This window comes from Noviherbaspirillum denitrificans, assembly GCF_002211445.1.
Lineage (GTDB): Bacteria > Pseudomonadota > Gammaproteobacteria > Burkholderiales > Burkholderiaceae_D > Noviherbaspirillum > Noviherbaspirillum denitrificans.
In genome coordinates this window covers 737,562-753,470 of sequence record NZ_LSTO01000001.1, presented here as the reverse complement: position 1 = coordinate 753,470, position 15,909 = coordinate 737,562, and the positions used below count along the sequence as shown (strand labels likewise).

19 protein-coding genes are annotated in these 15,909 nt (G+C 61.5%); 3 read left to right on the top strand and 16 right to left on the bottom strand.

The features are described from left to right. Positions 1–293: 293 nt before the first annotated feature. The 5 genes from AYR66_RS03820 to AYR66_RS03800 form a co-directional block, all read right to left on the bottom strand. Entirely contained in the window at positions 294–653 is a 360-nt protein-coding gene (locus AYR66_RS03820) for a c-type cytochrome (RefSeq protein ID WP_088706425.1), read from the bottom strand. A gap of 64 nt (positions 654–717) precedes the next feature. Continuing rightward, positions 718–1,470 carry a rhodoquinone biosynthesis methyltransferase RquA gene (rquA, locus tag AYR66_RS03815; RefSeq protein ID WP_234814727.1) on the bottom strand — a complete coding sequence of 251 codons (753 nt, stop codon included), beginning with the start codon at positions 1,468–1,470 and terminating at the stop codon, positions 718–720. Between the two features lie 246 nt (positions 1,471–1,716). Continuing rightward, entirely contained in the window at positions 1,717–3,771 is a 2,055-nt protein-coding gene (locus AYR66_RS03810; protein WP_088706424.1) for an MtrB/PioB family decaheme-associated outer membrane protein, read from the bottom strand. Between the two features lie 18 nt (positions 3,772–3,789). After that, positions 3,790–4,719, bottom strand: coding sequence for a DmsE family decaheme c-type cytochrome (locus tag AYR66_RS03805; protein WP_088706423.1), 930 nt, complete (start codon positions 4,717–4,719; stop codon positions 3,790–3,792). 83 nt (positions 4,720–4,802) lie between these two features. Further along, positions 4,803–5,153 (bottom strand): c-type cytochrome, encoded by a 351-nt coding sequence (locus AYR66_RS03800; protein WP_234814721.1) that lies wholly within the window; start codon positions 5,151–5,153, stop codon positions 4,803–4,805. A 2-nt stretch (positions 5,154–5,155) separates the two neighbouring features. On the opposite strand from AYR66_RS03800, the gene AYR66_RS03795 reads away from it, so the two are divergent. After that, on the top strand, positions 5,156–5,392 hold the full coding sequence (locus tag AYR66_RS03795; RefSeq protein WP_088706421.1) for a hypothetical protein: 237 nt from the start codon (positions 5,156–5,158) through the stop codon (positions 5,390–5,392). A 342-nt stretch (positions 5,393–5,734) separates the two neighbouring features. Here AYR66_RS03795 and ccmI read toward each other — a convergent pair whose 3' ends face one another. Genes ccmI through ccmC form a run of 7 tightly spaced genes read right to left on the bottom strand, consistent with a single transcriptional unit; the run spans position 5,735 to position 11,420 of the window. After that, positions 5,735–6,979: a c-type cytochrome biogenesis protein CcmI gene (gene ccmI / locus AYR66_RS03790; protein ID WP_088706420.1), complete on the bottom strand. Its 1,245-nt coding sequence runs from the start codon at positions 6,977–6,979 to the stop codon at positions 5,735–5,737. Next, complete coding sequence (locus AYR66_RS03785) at positions 6,976–7,446, bottom strand: cytochrome c-type biogenesis protein (RefSeq protein ID WP_088706419.1); 471 nt, start codon at positions 7,444–7,446, stop codon at positions 6,976–6,978. The genes ccmI and AYR66_RS03785 overlap by 4 nt, the downstream gene beginning before the upstream one ends. After that, the gene (locus AYR66_RS03780) at positions 7,439–7,966 is read right to left on the bottom strand and encodes a DsbE family thiol:disulfide interchange protein (RefSeq protein WP_088706418.1); all 528 of its coding nucleotides are present in this window, start codon (positions 7,964–7,966) and stop codon (positions 7,439–7,441) included. Before AYR66_RS03780 ends, AYR66_RS03785 begins: the two co-directional genes overlap by 8 nt. Before the next feature lie 13 nt (positions 7,967–7,979). Then, the gene (locus AYR66_RS03775) at positions 7,980–9,959 is read right to left on the bottom strand and encodes a heme lyase CcmF/NrfE family subunit (RefSeq protein WP_088706417.1); all 1,980 of its coding nucleotides are present in this window, start codon (positions 9,957–9,959) and stop codon (positions 7,980–7,982) included. Next, positions 9,960–10,472 (bottom strand): cytochrome c maturation protein CcmE, encoded by a 513-nt coding sequence (gene ccmE, locus AYR66_RS03770; protein ID WP_088706416.1) that lies wholly within the window; start codon positions 10,470–10,472, stop codon positions 9,960–9,962. Then, positions 10,456–10,650 (bottom strand): heme exporter protein CcmD, encoded by a 195-nt coding sequence (gene ccmD, locus AYR66_RS03765; RefSeq protein WP_088706415.1) that lies wholly within the window; start codon positions 10,648–10,650, stop codon positions 10,456–10,458. The genes ccmE and ccmD overlap by 17 nt, the downstream gene beginning before the upstream one ends. Next, positions 10,647–11,420 (bottom strand): heme ABC transporter permease CcmC, encoded by a 774-nt coding sequence (gene ccmC / locus AYR66_RS03760; RefSeq protein WP_474647543.1) that lies wholly within the window; start codon positions 11,418–11,420, stop codon positions 10,647–10,649. The genes ccmD and ccmC overlap by 4 nt, the downstream gene beginning before the upstream one ends. On the opposite strand from ccmC, the gene AYR66_RS29840 reads away from it, so the two are divergent. Continuing rightward, positions 11,368–11,604: a hypothetical protein gene (locus AYR66_RS29840; protein WP_234814712.1), complete on the top strand. Its 237-nt coding sequence runs from the start codon at positions 11,368–11,370 to the stop codon at positions 11,602–11,604. The two genes, ccmC and AYR66_RS29840, sit on opposite strands and share 53 nt — an antisense overlap. 232 nt (positions 11,605–11,836) lie before the next feature. On the opposite strand, the gene ccmB is transcribed toward AYR66_RS29840, so the two are convergent. The 4 genes from ccmB to AYR66_RS03740 form a co-directional block, all read right to left on the bottom strand. After that, on the bottom strand, positions 11,837–12,505 hold the full coding sequence (gene ccmB, locus AYR66_RS03755) for a heme exporter protein CcmB (RefSeq protein WP_088706413.1): 669 nt from the start codon (positions 12,503–12,505) through the stop codon (positions 11,837–11,839). Further along, positions 12,499–13,134 (bottom strand): cytochrome c biogenesis heme-transporting ATPase CcmA, encoded by a 636-nt coding sequence (gene ccmA / locus AYR66_RS03750; RefSeq protein WP_088706412.1) that lies wholly within the window; start codon positions 13,132–13,134, stop codon positions 12,499–12,501. The genes ccmB and ccmA overlap by 7 nt, the downstream gene beginning before the upstream one ends. A 194-nt stretch (positions 13,135–13,328) precedes the next feature. Further along, positions 13,329–14,000, bottom strand: coding sequence for a Crp/Fnr family transcriptional regulator (locus AYR66_RS03745; protein WP_170942053.1), 672 nt, complete (start codon positions 13,998–14,000; stop codon positions 13,329–13,331). A 397-nt stretch (positions 14,001–14,397) separates the two neighbouring features. Further along, positions 14,398–15,006 carry a c(7)-type cytochrome triheme domain-containing protein gene (locus AYR66_RS03740; RefSeq protein ID WP_088709582.1) on the bottom strand — a complete coding sequence of 203 codons (609 nt, stop codon included), beginning with the start codon at positions 15,004–15,006 and terminating at the stop codon, positions 14,398–14,400. A gap of 220 nt (positions 15,007–15,226) precedes the next feature. Between AYR66_RS03740 and AYR66_RS03735 the strand changes: the two genes are divergently transcribed. Continuing rightward, on the top strand, positions 15,227–15,694 hold the full coding sequence (locus AYR66_RS03735) for a hemerythrin domain-containing protein (RefSeq protein WP_170942052.1): 468 nt from the start codon (positions 15,227–15,229) through the stop codon (positions 15,692–15,694). Positions 15,695–15,909: the final 215 nt, after the last annotated feature.

Genomic DNA, 15,909 nt, shown 5'->3' with positions numbered 1-15,909 from the left:
GGCGGGTTTCCCCGCCACCGCCTCACGCTTTACAACCAATACTGCAGCAAGCCGGCACTGGCTCCATGCTGGGAGCCGGTGTCCTTCTTCGAATCCTGCGGAGTGGAATGCTGCGGACAACTACGAGGCGAGATGTGCGATGCGGTATCGATTGTTAGACCCTGACGCTTATAAGGGTATCCGCACGAAAACTGCTGCACAACCACAAGTCCGCGATTCGTTGCGCTCCGGGTAATCGGATTCCTGTTTCATTGATCCATGTCAACGATGACTTGCATCACCGTCAAGAAGCATCAACGCGAGAGGATCCAGCGGATGATATTCCGCAGTTCCTTTTCATCCTTGGTCTTGGGAATGCGGTGCTCGTCCTCATCGCCTGCCGCCGTCTTCACCACCGGCCCTGTCGTGAGGTGCTTGACCAGCTTCTCTTCGGCCTCGGGCTTGTTCTTGTACTTCGTCGCGATCGACTTGTACGACGGGCCATCCTTCTTCTTGTCGACCGCGTGGCATTTCAGGCAGTCCTCGCGGCGCGCGAGCGCCATTGCGGCCTCTTCGTCGACCGCCTGCTCATCAGCAGCCATGGCGCCGAACGACATCAACATCGCGATTGCGGCAGCAGCAGCCGCCATCCGTTTTGCAACAGTGATACTCATGACACTCCCTTGTCGTGTTTTATGGTTTGCTATCGGAGGCGGCCTTGCACCGCCCCGCCCTTGTCTAGCGGGTCAACACCACCTTCTGGTACAACCCGCCAAAATAGGTTTGTTTCTCCATGCCGGAGAATGCGATGTCCACCGGCAGGTATTTGGAGATTTCGTTCTTCCACAGGTCATCGGCATAGGGCTCAAGCCGGCGCAACAGTGCGCGCAAAGGATGGCGTACCGGATTCCAGTCGTCCGGACCGTGGTAGTCGACGATGATGACCTTGCCGCCCGGCTTGACCACCCGGCAGGCCTCGGCCAGCGTGCGGCGGCGCACTTCCTCGGGCTGTTCGTGCAGCAGGAAGAAGACGAGCACGCGCTCATAGCTGGCATCGGCAAAGCCAAGGGCGGCGGAATCGCGCTGGAACAGCGAGATGCGCGTATCCGGCGGCAGCTTGCGCTTGAGGTTTTCGAGCTGGATCGGCAGCACATCGATGACGTGGAGCTGGCCGTCGGGCGCAATGCGCTCGCGCAGCCGCGGCGTAAGGTCGCCATAGGCACAAGCCACCTGCAGCGTGCGGCCGGCAGCCTGGTCTCCGATCTCGGCGAGCGCTTCGTCGCGCAGCGCCGAGTAATTGCCGAACAGGATGAGGTTGACGAGCCATTCGCGCTCGAACACGCGTACCGCATTCGGATGCACGTAAGCCCACCAGTAAACCTTCTGCAGGTAGGCCGGCACCGAAATGCGGATCGGCGTCTTGTCGAACTCGAGAGGCACCTCCTCGTCGATTCCCTGCATGCTGCCGGACTGCGGAATCAAATTATTCATTCAATGCGTCCTCATGGTAGGTGGCTGCAACGGAAACGCACGGGGGGTTGGTGCCGTTCCCGCCGTGCTCGCCTGCCCCGCTTTTGCAAAGCAAACAATTTCCCAGTGTAATTACCAATTTTGGGAATTCCAGTTAAAAATGCATCTATTTCCGCAAGGCAAGCAAAAAACGCGCCCGGAAATCGTCCCCGTAAACGCAAACGGGAGGCATTTGCCTCCCGTCCCTGTCGTACGTCTGCCGCCCTTTTACTGGAAGCGGTAGATGTAGGTCACGCCCATGAAGTTGACGTACTGGCGCGGACTCTGCCTGAGCGTCGTACCGTCGAAATACGTCCAGGTCGCCCAGGACCAGTCATTGGTCGCAAAACGGTCATGGATGAAGTCGAAACGCAGGCTGGCGTTCTTTTGCAGCGCGTAGGTGGTGAACAGCTTGAGCGTGGTCTGGCGCGTATAGAAGGACGGCAGCGAGGTCACCGCCGGGCCGGTCAGCGCCCATTGCAGCGCTTCGTCGGTGATGTCCGAGTGGCTCAGGTCCATGCCGACATCCCACTTCGCGAACGGCTTGCCGCGCAGGCCAACGCCGTAGGAACGGCCGTTGTTGCTGACCGTCGATGCCCAGGTATTGGTTGCCGCAATGCGGTCCGCGCGATTGGCGCTGGTTTCCGTATTCGAGACCCAGGCGTTGCCCTGCCATTCGTCGCTGAAGCTGTAGGACACGTCGAGCGAGTGGGTGCGCGAACGGCCGTCCCGCAAACCGAACTCTTCCACCGTGCGGTTGGCGTAGTCGTCGCGGGTCTGCTCGGTCACGTACTGCACCGACATGTCTTCCATCGGCGTCCAGTCGAAGGACGCGCGCAGTTTGTCGCGCGTACGGTCGGACAAGTGCAGCGGCGCGATCAGGTTGAAGGCGGTGGCGGTGCCGCAGGTGACGGCGCCGCAGTTCAGCACGTTGGTATAGAACGGAGAACCGTTGCGGTCACTGTGGATGTAGGTGATCGAACCGGTCACCGCCTCCATCATGGCGCGCTGGACGCCAACGCGCCAGGACGTCTCTTCCGTCTTGTCACGGAAGCTCACGACGCGCACAGCGGAGGTATTGCGCTCCTTCTCCACATAATCCACGCCGCCGGTCACGCGGAAGGACATCGGCAGCCGGTAGGAGGCTTCCAGCAGACCCTTGGTGGTGCGGATGGAGCGCGGCTCGTTTTCGCCGCTGAAGGTGGTCGTCGGGGACACGCCGTTCGTGGTGTACAAGCGGATCGGCGTCTTGTCGTGACGGTCTTCATAGCGCAGGTCGCCGACCAGGGACAGCTTGGGGATCGGGCGCGAGGAAACGCCGACCTGCATCTGCGTCGTGTCCATGCGGCCGCCCAGGTTGCCCGTGGGAGAGATGCCGGGCGACACCGGGACGCCGGAGAGGAAGGTATCGTTCTGTTCGGCGCGGGTATAGGCCAGCTTGAATGTACCGCGCGTGGTCGTCGTGAAGTTGTAGCCGCCAGTCAGCGCCAGCTGGTGCGACTGCGAATCGGGTGGCAGGCCGATCGGGCTGAACGGCTGCAGGCCCGCATTGCCGCCGGCGATGTTCAGCGCGGTATTGTGGTTGTTGTACGAGGTGCCGTAGTAGCTGCCCTGCACCTGCAGGCTCTTGTCCGTATAACCAAGGATGGCATCGATCTGGCGCGTCGTCGAGTTGATCGGCTCGGGCGTGAATTCGAACGCAGGCGTGAAGTTGCCGCGTGCGAAGATGCGCTCGCCGTTCTTCTCTTCGTTGCGCAGGCGGACCTGCACGTCGAAGCCGTTGCCGAGGAATTTGCTGAAGCCAAAGCCCAGTGCCTCGCGCTTCATCTTCATGTCGAACGGCGCGAGGGTTGCACCTGCAGCCGGGATCGTGAGGTTGGGCGTGCCGATGCCGCTCACCGCGGTATTGGCGGTGTAAGGCTCGAAGCGCGGGATTTCCGTGTAGTCGAAGAAGTAGGCCCAGTCACCCTGGCGCTCATGCTGCAGGCGCATGTCGCGGCTGTCGAGGCCGAGATTGTTGCCCCGGAAGCGGAGCCAGGTGCCGGTCGCCTGGTCGAGGTTGCGGTAATCGAGATTGAGCAGACCGTAGGTGCCCGCCTGGTTCAGGCCGCTGTACTGGCCGAAACGGGGCGCGTCCTTGCTGACATAGCCTGCGCCCACGGCCACGCTGCTGGTCGGCTTGACCAGTGCGTCGATTTCGTCGTCTGCGTGCGCAGGGAAGGCGGCGAGCAGCGCCGCCGCCATCACGGCGAGGGGAAACGACAGTTGTGCTTGCGGTTTCATGTGCGTTCTCCTGACCTGTTAGCGACGCATGGTGCGTTCGTTGTTGATGTTCGCCGGGTTGTTGGTGCCATGGATGTTGGTATGGCAGTTCACGCAACCGCGGGCGGCGGTATTGGCAGCCGTGGCGGTGCCGGTCAGCGAGGCATTGCGGCCCTGGTGGGTCGCCGGCTCATGGCATTGCTGGCACAGGAACGGCGGGCGCGCCTTCAGCAGGTTCGGCGTCGTCGTGCCGTGCGGGTTATGGCAGAGCGAGCAGTCTTCCTGCGCCGGCTGGTGGCCGCGAATGAACGGGCCGCGCTTTTCCATGTGGCAGGTGTAGCAGGTCGCATTGACCGAATCGCGCACCATCAGCTTCTCGCCGGCTGTGCCGTGCGGGTTGTGGCAATCGGAGCACGCCATCTTGCCGTCCTTGATCGGATGGCGGGACGGACGCGTGTACATTGCGCGCTGTTCCTTGTGGCAGGTGAAGCAGACTTCCGGCTGCGTGAGCTTGTTCTGTACACGGTCGTTGGCGGTGTGCATGGTGTGGCACTGGGTGCAGACCACGTCGGCCTTTTCGTGCGCGCTACCGGCCCAGTGGGACCGCTTGCCGCTGTTGTGGCAGCCGTAACAGGTCTGGATTTCGGCATTCGTCGCGTTCTTGCCCTTCGCGCTGAAGGAATCGACCGGCGGACGGACGGAGGTATTGGCCGTGTTCTTCACGTGCGCTTCACTCGCGCCGTGGCAACCCTGGCAGGTGGGCGTGCGGGTGTCCGCCTTCACGCCGTGGCGGGTTTGATAGATCGACAGGACCGGATTCTTCTCGGACTGGTCGTGACAGCGGGTACAGACCGCGTCGTCATTCTTGGCCCCGTCGATCTGAGGGCCCTTCGCTGCGAATGCAGGCGAAGCTGCGGCAAGGCCGGCGGCCAGCGCCAGCGTCGTGGCGACTTTCTGCCAGAATTTCATGGTGTTCTCCCTGATTATGCGAACCGGGCGGAAAACGCTTCCCTCGTCTTCCGTCCTGGTGATGGCGTTACTGCTTTACTGCTTTACTGCGAAAGGATCCATTGGGCCAGGTTCTTGATCTGGTCCGCATCCTTGGTCTTCGGAATCTTGTGGTCTTCTTCGTGGCCGTCTTCGAACTTGACCTTCACGCCACTGCTCAGGTGCTTGATGACGCGTCCTTCGGGATCAGGCTTGGCCTTGAGCTTGGCGGCCAGTTCCTTGTATGACGGACCGTCCTTCGCACGGTCGATACCGTGGCAGCGCAGGCAGCCTTCCTGGCGGGCGAGTTTTTCGGCGGCAGCGGCATCAACCGCGTGGACGGCAGGCACGGCCATGAGCGCCGTACCCGCAAGAGCGGACGCCAGCAGCACCCGCATTGTTCTTGCAGATTTCATCAATGCTTCCTTCCTTGGAGAGGTGGACCGGAACGGATTTGCTCTTTGCATTGCACAGGGAGACGCTTGAAGAGGCGGAGATGGAATCTGCTGCTCGTTTCGACAACCCTGCTGCGGACGTATATGGCAATTCACAAATAAATCCCCAACAAACCGAAGGTTATATGCCGGAAATGGTTCTCACAATGAAATATGTTGCACTGAAGATGCAAGTTCCGGCCAGAAACAGCATTCGTTGATGTGGATCAACCGACATTGAAATGGAATGTCGATTGCATCAATACGGACACAAAAACACTACTGTCGGAAGGGGACTGCGAGACGGGAAAAATGCTGTCGGAGGGAGGTGAAAGGAGTCTTACGCGCGGCGTTCTCCTGGAGATACTTGCAGACGGATAGCCAGGTTCAATTCATCAAAAACACCTCTTCCGTCATCCTCGCGAAGGCGGGGATCCGTACTAAGGCCGATAGAGCGACCTGCCTATGGGTCCCGCCCTCAAAGAACGCGAGAAACAACCCTCGCATGCGACAAAAAAAAGCGCCGCTCGCAGCGGCGCTTTCCATAACTCGATCCAACCGGATCAGCCGTTCTTCCGGTTGATCGTGATCTTCAGGTTTGCCGCACCCGGCGCTACCGGCGCCGTCAGCCCTTCAAGATCGCCCGGCGCGGGCGTCGCGCTGCCGTTCTTCGACACGCGCGCACCGACCACCACCATCGGCACGCTCGACAGCTTCGCCTCGGGCATCATGCTCATGCTGTCATTCAGCTCGAAGCTCGCCGGCAGGTCCTTCACCTGCTTGCGCAGCACGGCCAGCGGGAAACGCGGGCCCTCGGCTGCACGGGCGAAGATGAACACGGTGTCGGTATCGGAGACCTGCGCGCGCAGCGCCGGATCGATGTCGACGGTGCCGGTGACCTTGGCACCGCCGGCGGCGGCCTTCGGCGCTTCGGGCGCGACCTGTACCGTCTGCGGCAAGTTGCCAAGCCTCTGTGCCTCGGAGATGCTGCCCGACACCGAACGCGCGACTTCGGAATCCGCCGGCACCAGCGCCAGGATCTTCTGCCAGCGCTGTGCGGCGACGGCGTAGTCCTTGCGCTCGAATGCGGCGCTGCCCCACAGCGCGATCGCCTTCACATTCTGCGGATCGATCTGCGTCGCCTTTTCCGCCAGCTTCTCCGGCTCGCCGACCAGCGTACGGCCGAGTGCCATTGCCAGCGTATCGGCGTAATCGGCCAACAGGTTGGAATCGTTCGGCACCAGCTGCACCAGGCGCGCATACGCGTCGGCTGCTTCCTTGTAGCTGCCGATGGCGTTGTACGAGCGCGCCAGCATGTGCCAGCCTTCGATGTTGTCCGGTTCGTTCTTCAGGCGCTCTGCAAGGCTGGTGACCATGCCCTGGATCTGCTCGCTGGTCACCTCATGCGAATTCTGCTGGTGGGCGGCGGCTACCTGCTGCGCGGGATTCATCGCCTCGGGCGTACCAAGCAGCATGTACACCGTGACAGCCACGACGGGTACGGCCACACCGACCACGCCGGCCATCCAGCGCTTGCCGCCGTCGGTTGCCGTCACGGTTGCCTGCGGCAACACTTCTTCCGCTACGCGGCGCTCGAGTTCGTGGCGCGCGCTGTCATACGCTGCCTGCTCGATCAGGCCGGCCTCGCGGTCGGCTTCGAGTTCGCGCAGCTGGTCGCGCAGGACGGCCAGGTTGAGCTGGTCGCGCTGCACGTGGTCGGGCGTCTGCTCCTTGCGCAGCAGCGGCGGCAACAGCAAGGCAAGCGCCACGGCCACCAACAGGCCGGCGCCAATCAGAAATACGGTCATGCTTTATCCTTCGTTTCGTTCGCGCCTTCCAGCAAGGACGCTGCGCGCTTGAGATCGGTGTCGGGCACTTCCGACTGATTTGCCTGGCGGCGCGAGAGCTTGCGTACCAGTACCAGGATGCCGCCAATCAGCAGCGCGAACGGGCCGACCCACAGCAGGAAGGTGGTGCTCTTCATCGGCGGACGGTACATCACGAAGTCGCCGTAACGCTCGACCATGTAGTCGACAACCTGCTGGTTGGTCATACCGCTCGACAGCTTTTCGCGCACCTGCTGCTTCAGGTCCATCGCGAGTTCGGCATGCGAATCAGCCAGCGTCTGGTTTTGGCAAACAAGGCAGCGCAGCTCTTCGGACAGCGCCATCACGCGCTTCTCCAGTTCCGGGTTGTCGCTTGCCAGCGCAGCTTCCTTGGCCTGTGCCGAGAGCGTGGATACGGCCAGCAGGAGGATGAACAATAATTTACGCACTCTTCAACTCTTTAATCATGGGCATCAGTTTCGTCGCGATCGCCTCCGGCGTCAGCGGGCCGGTGTACTTCATGCGGATCACGCCCTGCTTGTCGATGACGAAGGTCTCCGGCACGCCGTAGACGCCATAGTCGATACCGATACGGCCGTCATTGTCGAAGGCCGACAGGTTGTACGGGTTGCCGAACTCGCTCAGCCACTTGATGCCGTCGATGCGGGCGTCCTTGTAATTCAGCCCGATCAGCGGCACCACGTTGGCCTTCGCGAATTCCATCAGGTGCGGATGTTCCGCGCGGCAGGAGACACACCACGACGCCCATACGTTGAGGATCCAGACCTGCCCCACCATGTCCTGCGGCGAGATCGTCTTGTCCGGCTGGTGCAGTTGCGCCACCTTGAAGGCGGGCGCGGGCTTGCCGATGAAGGGCGAGGGAATTTCACGCGGATTCAGTCGCAGGCCGACGCCGAGGAAAACCAGCAGGCCGACGAAGATACCGAGCGGTAGCAAAAAGCGTTTCATGTTGTCCTATGGGTTAAACCGGTTTCGCCGCGAGCATGGCAGCCGCCTCTTTCTTCTGGCGGGCCGCGACGCGGTAGCGGCGGTCGGACGCGGCGAGCAGGCCGCCGATCGCCATGATGATGCAGCCGCCCCAGATCCAGCCGACGAAGGGCTTGTGCTGCACGCGCACGATCCAGGCGCCGTCCTGTGTTGCCTCGCCGAGCGAGACGTACAGGTCGCGCGTGAAGCCGCGGTCGATGCCGGCCTCGGTCATCGGCATCTTCTGCACGAGGTACATGCGCTTTTCCGGGTACATCATCGTGACCAGCTTGCCATCCTTCACTACCTCGAAGGTGCCTCGTGCCGCGATGTAGTTCGGGCCCTTGACCTCGGCAAGATCCTTCATGGTGAAGGCATAGCCGTTGACGGTGGCGGTTTCGCCGACGCGCATGTTCACGTCCTTCGCATCGTCGAAGCCCTTGACCATGGTCACGCCGATCACGAACACGCCGATGCCGGCGTGGGCGAGCAGCATGGCCCAGTAGCTGCGCGGCTCGCGGGCGAGGCGCTTGGACAGCGGCATGGATGCGGGAGCGTGGCGCACACGCTCGACGATATGCGAGATGGAGGCAAAGATGATCCACAGCGCGAATGCGAGGCCGGCGGTGATCATCGGCGAAGCAGCCAGCACGAGGGCCAGCGCAATCGCGACGCCCACGGAAACGGCAGCCACCCAGCGCAGGCGGCGCAGCAGTTCAGGCAGCGACGCATCCTTCCAGCGCACGAACGGGCCGACGGCAACAAGCAACAGGACCGGAATCATGAGCGGCACGAACACCGATTCGAAGTACGGCGGGCCGACGGAAATCTTGCCGAGCGCCAGCGCATCGAGGAACAGCGGATACAGGGTGCCGAGCAGCACGGTGCCGGAAGCGACCAGCAGCAGCACGTTGTTGACCAGCAGCGCGGTTTCGCGCGAGATCAGCTTGAAGCTGCCGCCCAGGCCGACCTTCGGTGCGCGCCATGCGTACAGCAGCAGCGAGCCGCCGATGACGATGGCGAGGAAGATCAGGATGAACAGGCCGCGCTCCGGATCGGTCGCGAACGCGTGCACCGAAGTCAGCACGCCGGAACGGACCAGGAAGGTGCCGAGCAGCGACAGCGAGAAGGCGATGATCGCGAGCAGCACGGTCCAGTTCTTGAAGCTGCCGCGTTTTTCAGTCACCGCCAGCGAGTGGATCAGCGCAGTGCCGACCAGCCACGGCATGAAGGAGGCGTTTTCGACCGGATCCCAGAACCACCAGCCGCCCCAGCCGAGCTCGTAGTAGGCCCAGAAGGAACCCATGAAAATGCCCAGCGTCAGGAACATCCATGCGACCGAGGTCCAGGGACGCGACCAGCGCGCCCATGCCGCATCGAGCTGGCCGCCCATCAGCGCCGCGATCGCGAACGCAAACGCAACGGAGAAACCGACGTAGCCCATGTACAGCAGCGGCGGGTGGATGATCATGCCGAAGTCCTGCAGCAGCGGATTCAGGTCACGGCCATCCGGCGCGCCAGGCAGCAGGCGGTCGAACGGGTTGGACGTGAACAGCAGGAAGGCGAGGAAGCCGACGGCAACCAGGCCCATCACGCCGAGCACGCGCGCCACGGTTTCATCCGGCAGCTGGCGGCTGAATACGGCGACGGCAAAGCTCCACATCACCAGCATCCACAGCCACAGCAGCAGCGAGCCTTCGTGGCCGCCCCATGCGCCCGCGACACGGTAGTACACCGGCAGCGAGGAGTTGGAGTTGGAGGCGACGTAGGTCACCGTGAAGTCGTTGGTGACGAATGCATAGACCAGGCAGCCGAAGGCCACCGTGATCAGCAGGAAATTGCTTGCCGCCGCCGGACGTGCCAGCGCCATCCAGCGCTGGTTGCCCTTGAAGGAGCCGGCGATGGGCAGGATGCCCTGCACCAATGCCACGGCGAGCGCCAGCATGCAGGCGAAATTGCCAAGTTCTGGGATCATTTACTTCACTTCCTTTGCATCCGGCACGGCCGATTGCGTTGCAGGCGCGGCAGCGGCCTGTTCGCCTGCCGCCTTCTGCTTGGCGGCGTCTTCATGCGCCTTCTTCACGGCATACGCCGCTTCGGAAGGCATGTAGTTTTCGTCGTGCTTCGCGAGCACTTCGTCGGCGGCGAAACTGCCGTCATGGCCGAGCTTGCCCTGTGCCACGACGCCCTTGCCTTCCTTGAACAGGTCGGGAAGGATGCCCTTGTAGGTCACCGGAATCTTCTTGGCGGTATCGGTCACGACGAAGGCGACGGTCACGCCGTCAGCCTGGCGCTTGACGCTGCCCTCCTCCACCATGCCGCCGATGCGGAAGCTGCGGCCCTTGGGCGCTTCGCCGGAGAACACTTGTGTCGGCGTGAAGAAGAACACCATGTTCTGCTGGAATGCAGACAGGACCAGCCACGCTGCCAGTCCCAGTGTGCCAAGCCCTGCCGTGATCAGGATCAGGCGCTTATGCCTCGTTTTCATTGCTTTCCCTCCGGTTACTGCGTACCCAACGTCCGTACAACTTCATGATGGTCTTGCGGCGCATGCGCACCGCAAGCACTTCCCCTGCGACCAGCAGCACCGTCATCAGGACGGAGCCCCACACGTAGAGCGCGTAACCGCCCATCGCGAAGAAGTCGCTCCAGCTATTCCAGTTCATGTGTTCTTCTCCACGTATTCCTTGACCCAGTCGGTGTGGCGCTCGCGCTCGAGCATGATGCAGCGCGCGCGGTACAGCGCGACCGCAATGGTATACGCCCAGGCGGCGAATGCCAGGACCATCATGCCGAGCAGCATGGTCATCGCCATGCTGGGTGCCTTGGTCATACTGACCGATGAGCCCTGGTGCAGGGTGTTCCACCATTGCACCGAGAAGTAGATGATCGGAATGTTCACCACGCCTACCAGCGCCAGCACGGCGCCTGCCTTGTCGGCACGGCGTGCGTCGTCGATCGAGGCCTGCAGCGCCATGAAACCGATGTACAGGAACAGCAGGATCAGTTCGGACGTCAGTCGCGCATCCCACACCCACCAGGTGCCCCAGGTCGGCTTGCCCCAGAGGGAACCGGTCCACAGCGCGAGGAAGGTGAACATGGCGCCGGTCGGCGCGAGCGCGGTCGCCATCATGGACGACAGGCGGGTATTGAGCGTCAGGCCGACGATGGACCAGAACGCCATGACGATATAGATGAACATGGACATCCATGCCGCCGGCACATGGATGAAGATGATGCGGTAGGACTCGCCCTGCTGGTGATCCGTCGGTGCAACGACGAAGCCGATGTACAGACCGACAACAGCCAGGATGACAGCGGCAGTCGCAAACCAGGGAATCATCTTTCCCGCAAGTGGGAAAAAGGTCTGCGGCGATGCATACTTGAAAAACCCCGAGCCGCTGGATTCGGCCCTGCTGGCGAAGGTTTGGTGGATCGTGGACACTACGTCAATGCTCCAAGAAAGTTTTGATGTCAGCCGGAACCTGTTCAAGGTCAAGAATCTCTCCGGCAGCTTTCCCAGTTTCAGGAATTTGGATGACAGCATAGCGCTGTCTGCCTTTGGATTCCACCGTATTGGTGTTTATCCGGCGGTACCCGGCCCGCTTTCATGCGGCTGACAATCTGCGGATACAACCCGTCTCCGTTAAAGCAATCGCTGTGCCACTGAGTTTCCGGCAGTACTTGTTTCACTCGGACAGCATGCTTCGGGAACAGTTGCAGTCAGCACGCATCATGGCCTTTTTGACAACAGGCCCAAGCGCTTTCAGAAAGAGAGACGGCGACGGCGGACGCAGACGGAATCCTACACGCAGCAGGGAGAAACTGCTTCCCCTTACCGGGCGCAAGCGCTTATTCGACAGCGATGCGCAGGCCTGCCGCAGTGGCCCAGGGGGCAAGTGCCGCAGCGCCGGCGAGCGCTCCACCCAGCAGCAGCAGGTGGGCCGTGGCGCCGACACCGGACACCTCAGCACCAACCGCGCCTGCGCCAAAAATCAACACCGGGATGTACAGCGGCAGCACGAGCAGCGAAACCAGCACGCCGCCGCCGCGCACGCCCAGCGTGAGCGCCGCGCCGATCGACCCGACCAGGCTGAGCACCGGCGTGCCGAGCAGCAGGCTGACGAACAGCACCGCGACCGAAGAGGACGCGAGGTCGAACTGCACTGCCAGCACCGGAGCCAGCAGCACGAGCGGCAGGCCGGAAACGATCCAGTGGGCGATGACCTTGCCGATGACAATGATCGTCAACGGTTCGGAGGAAAGCACCATCTGCTCCAGCGTACCGTCGGCATAGTCGAGCGCAAACAGCCGCCCCAGCGCCAGCATCGACGCGAGCAGCGCCGCCACCCACAGGATGCCGGGCGCCATCGTGCGCAGCAGCTGCGGCTCGGGCCCGACGCCGAGCGGAAACAGGCTGGCGACGATGATGAAGAAGAACAAAGTCGTGAGCACGTCCGAGCGGCGGCGGAACGCCAGCAGCAGGTCACGCCGGACAACGCACATCAAGGCATTCAGCATAGCCGCCCCTCGTTCATGTCGAGGCGCAGCGCACGCTTCGCCGAAAGGTCGATTTCCTGGTGGGTGGTGTAAATCACCATGCCGCCCCCGGAAAGATGCTTGCTGATCGTGCCGCACAGCGCAGCGACAGCGCTCTTGTCGAGAGCGGTGAAGGGTTCGTCGAGGATCCAGAGCGGCATCTTCATGCCCAGCGACAGACGGGCCAGGGCCACGCGCTTGCGCTGCCCTTGCGAGAGCGCCCGCGTGGGAAGGTCGGCCGCGCGGCCGAGGCCGAGATGCTGCAGCGCCTGGTGCGCCTCTTCCTCGCTCACCGGATCGCCTGCGAGCGTCGTCGAAATCACCAGGTTCTCCCACGCCATCAGGTCATCCTTCACACCGTTCGCGTGGCCGATGTAGATCAGCTTGCTGCAGAACTCGTCGCGCAGGCTGCGAATATTGCGGCCCTGCCAGCGCACCTCTCCCGCTGCCGGTGCGGCAAGGCCGCACAGCATGCGCAACAGGCTGGTCTTGCCGCTGCCGTTGGTGCCGGATACCCACAGGGCATCGCCGGGCTGGATGTCGAAGCTGAGGTCCGCAAAGAGCTGCAGGTCGCCGCGTATGCAGGTGAGGCTATGCGCCTGTAAGCTCATGCGCAGCCTTTCCCGTACCGGGAGGCAGGACGTATCGTGAAGGACATGAATGGATTTTTGATAAGCGTGTTGCCGGATGACATGCACATTATGTGCCACGGCTCGCAATTATATGCGCAGACAAAAGACATAGCCCGGATGAAGCGAAGCGAACCTTTCGCCTCGCCCCGTCCGGGCTATGGTTTGACTCGCGCTTACGCGCTCAGCAGCGCGCCAAGGCGTTCGTAATCGAGAATCTTGATGCGGCGGCCCATCACCGTGATCAGGCCTTCGGAGGAGAAGTCGTGCAACAGGCGCGAGAGCGTCTCCGGGGTGAGACTCAGGCGCGAGGCGACCAGCGTCTTGCTGGCGATGAGTTCGACAGTGTCGCCGGCCTGGTACTGGCTCTGGCGCAGCAGGTACCCTGCCAGGCGCTGCTTGGCGGTCTGCAGCGAATAGCTTTCGATATCGCGCGTGAGCGTGTAGAGCTGGCGGCCGACGCACACCATCAGTTCCTGTGCGAAGCCGAAATTATCCTTCGCAACTTCGAGAATTTTCTCGCGCGTGGTATGCACCAGCATCGAGTCGGTGGTGGTCTTCACGAAGGCAAGGTGCGCGCGGTCGAGCAGCATTTCACCCAGGCCGAAGCACTTGTTCTGCCCGAGGATCGCGAGCGTTTTTTCGCTGCCGTCCTTGCGGTCGAAGCCGATCTTCACCTGGCCGTAGACAACGACATAGACGCCCTTGGGAGCGTCGCCCTGGTTGATCACGCAGGTATTCGTCGTGGCGCGGATCGGCTGCGTGGCCGTCGTCACCTCGTCGAGCTGGCGCTCATCCAGCATGCGGAACAGGGAGGTATTGGCAAGAATGCGTTTCAGGTTTTGCATGGAGTCTTCTCGCGGCGATCGAGCACGTTCTAGTCTCATTCTCGGTCCTGCATCAGTGAGTATGTTTTATCGCCAATTAGCTGCATCGGTCCCCTCTTCTGCGGAGTACTCCACATCGCTGCTGGCGTCCTTTCCCTACGGGAACCACAATGCAAGATGCGGGCCAACTCCCGGAGGAAAACATCGATGTTGATCGTTTTTGACGCTACCCTTTGGGGCATCAAAGCTTATTGCATATCAACATGTGCGCAAGGATATCGACGCGCCCCGGTTTTTTTGATGATCTAGATCAATTTTCCCCAACTGCGTTTTACGAATGAAAATCCGGAACGCAAATATGGGAAAAAAACAGGCTGAATTCCGTAAGTGCCGCGTAAGCTTTGACGCCGAAGGCGACTTACCACCACTGCTTGCTGTTCGCATGCGGGACGCTATGGCAGCGTTCGCAGGAGTTGTGCGTGACAAACGCGACGCGGTCATGGCACACGCCGCAAAACTGGCCGCGGAATATCTTTTCCATCGAGATTTCGTTGGCGCCCGCCTTGGGCACAAAGATACTGTCGTGGCAATTGCTGCAGGCCAGCCACTCGGTATGCGAGTTATGCGGGAAGCGTACCCAGGGCATTTCCTTGGTGTTCTTGAGGATGATGTCCAGGTTCAGGACCTGGTGCGGCTTGCTGTTCGTGAGGTCGGTGCGCGGCTTGATCGCGCCGCTGCGCAGGGCCGCCATCCAGTCAACGGCGCCGCGCTTGTCGAGCGGGAGCTGGGTGCGCATCTCCTCGCCCTTTTGCAGGGTCGCGTGATCGGGATTGCGAGGGTCGTAGAAGCGGTTCTTGTCCGCGCCTTCATCCGCGGTCATCGGCGCCTGCACTTCTTCCTCCGCCTCCGCCTCCCTCGCGGGCGGTTCGATCTGCGCCTTGCGGAACTGCGAGTAAGCGCCCTTTTGCATCGATAGTACGAGCAGGCAGGTCAGCAACAGGAAGATGAATTGGCGAAGACGCGGCATGGGCGGGAATGGAAACGGCAATACGCGGAAGACTATAGCGATGCAGTCTGGCATTTCATTTGATTTGCATCAACGGTCTCCGGCTTGCCAAAGGATAGGCAAATTGCTGCTACGCAATAATACCGCTGTCAATGGCAGCGAGATTGAAAAAACCTATCCCAGGTCAAGGAATCCGGACTTCGCATGAGAAAAAATGCAAGCAATCCTCCGGAGCCCTGTCATGGACACGATTTGCGCATATCTCAAATATGACCACCAGCGTTGCGACGACCTGTTCGACCAGGCCGAGACCAGCATCGCGCAGCGTAACTGGAAAAGTGCCATTGACTGCTTCCGCAAATACCAGGATGTCCTGCGCCAGCACATCCGCATGGAAGAAAAGATCCTTCTTCCCACTTTCGAACAGACCCTCCCGGGCGGCGCGGAGCCGGTCGCCATGCTGCGCTCGGAACACAAGCAGATCAACGGCATCGTCAACCGCATGTGGGAAGCCATCCAACGCTTCGATCCCACGGACTATGTCCTGCACGCTGAAACCCTGACCCTCCTGATGCAGCAGCACACCATGAAGGAGGAGGAGATGCTCTATCCCCTCCTCGACCGCGCGCTTGCATGCAAGCGAAGCAAGATCATCAGCGCGATGTCCGAATATCTCGAACCCGCCATCCCCGACCTTGCCCCCACCTGACCGCAGGACCGTGAAGTTCATTTGAACTTCGCTGTCCTGCCGGCCTCTATGCTTCGGTTCTTGCCGCAGCTCAATTATTCGGCACGCTAATTGCTTGAATGCCTTCCGGAAGCGCACCGTGACAATGCAGTCATGGTGCGGTCATGATGGAACGACATGATGCGCAATCGCCATGCCTCAGCCTCCCCCCGTGAAGGCGGCGGGACGAGGCAGGT

Excerpts from the sequence above, each read along its gene's own strand:
- AYR66_RS03820 (WP_088706425.1), bottom strand. The coding sequence starts at position 653 with ATGAGTATCACTGTTGCAAAACGGATGGCGGCTGCTGCTGCCGCAATC.
- rquA (WP_234814727.1), bottom strand. The coding sequence starts at position 1,470 with ATGAATAATTTGATTCCGCAGTCCGGCAGCATGCAGGGAATCGACGAG.
- AYR66_RS03810 (WP_088706424.1), bottom strand. The coding sequence starts at position 3,771 with ATGAAACCGCAAGCACAACTGTCGTTTCCCCTCGCCGTGATGGCGGCG.
- AYR66_RS03805 (WP_088706423.1), bottom strand. The coding sequence starts at position 4,719 with ATGAAATTCTGGCAGAAAGTCGCCACGACGCTGGCGCTGGCCGCCGGC.
- AYR66_RS03800 (WP_234814721.1), bottom strand. The coding sequence starts at position 5,153 with ATGAAATCTGCAAGAACAATGCGGGTGCTGCTGGCGTCCGCTCTTGCG.
- AYR66_RS03795 (WP_088706421.1), top strand. The coding sequence starts at position 5,156 with ATGCTTCCTTCCTTGGAGAGGTGGACCGGAACGGATTTGCTCTTTGCA.
- ccmI (WP_088706420.1), bottom strand. The coding sequence starts at position 6,979 with ATGACCGTATTTCTGATTGGCGCCGGCCTGTTGGTGGCCGTGGCGCTT.
- AYR66_RS03780 (WP_088706418.1), bottom strand. The coding sequence starts at position 7,966 with ATGAAACGCTTTTTGCTACCGCTCGGTATCTTCGTCGGCCTGCTGGTT.
- AYR66_RS03775 (WP_088706417.1), bottom strand. The coding sequence starts at position 9,959 with ATGATCCCAGAACTTGGCAATTTCGCCTGCATGCTGGCGCTCGCCGTG.
- ccmE (WP_088706416.1), bottom strand. The coding sequence starts at position 10,472 with ATGAAAACGAGGCATAAGCGCCTGATCCTGATCACGGCAGGGCTTGGC.
- ccmD (WP_088706415.1), bottom strand. The coding sequence starts at position 10,650 with ATGAACTGGAATAGCTGGAGCGACTTCTTCGCGATGGGCGGTTACGCG.
- ccmB (WP_088706413.1), bottom strand. The coding sequence starts at position 12,505 with ATGCTGAATGCCTTGATGTGCGTTGTCCGGCGTGACCTGCTGCTGGCG.
- ccmA (WP_088706412.1), bottom strand. The coding sequence starts at position 13,134 with ATGAGCTTACAGGCGCATAGCCTCACCTGCATACGCGGCGACCTGCAG.
- AYR66_RS03745 (WP_170942053.1), bottom strand. The coding sequence starts at position 14,000 with ATGCAAAACCTGAAACGCATTCTTGCCAATACCTCCCTGTTCCGCATG.
- AYR66_RS03740 (WP_088709582.1), bottom strand. The coding sequence starts at position 15,006 with ATGCCGCGTCTTCGCCAATTCATCTTCCTGTTGCTGACCTGCCTGCTC.
- AYR66_RS03735 (WP_170942052.1), top strand. The coding sequence starts at position 15,227 with ATGGACACGATTTGCGCATATCTCAAATATGACCACCAGCGTTGCGAC.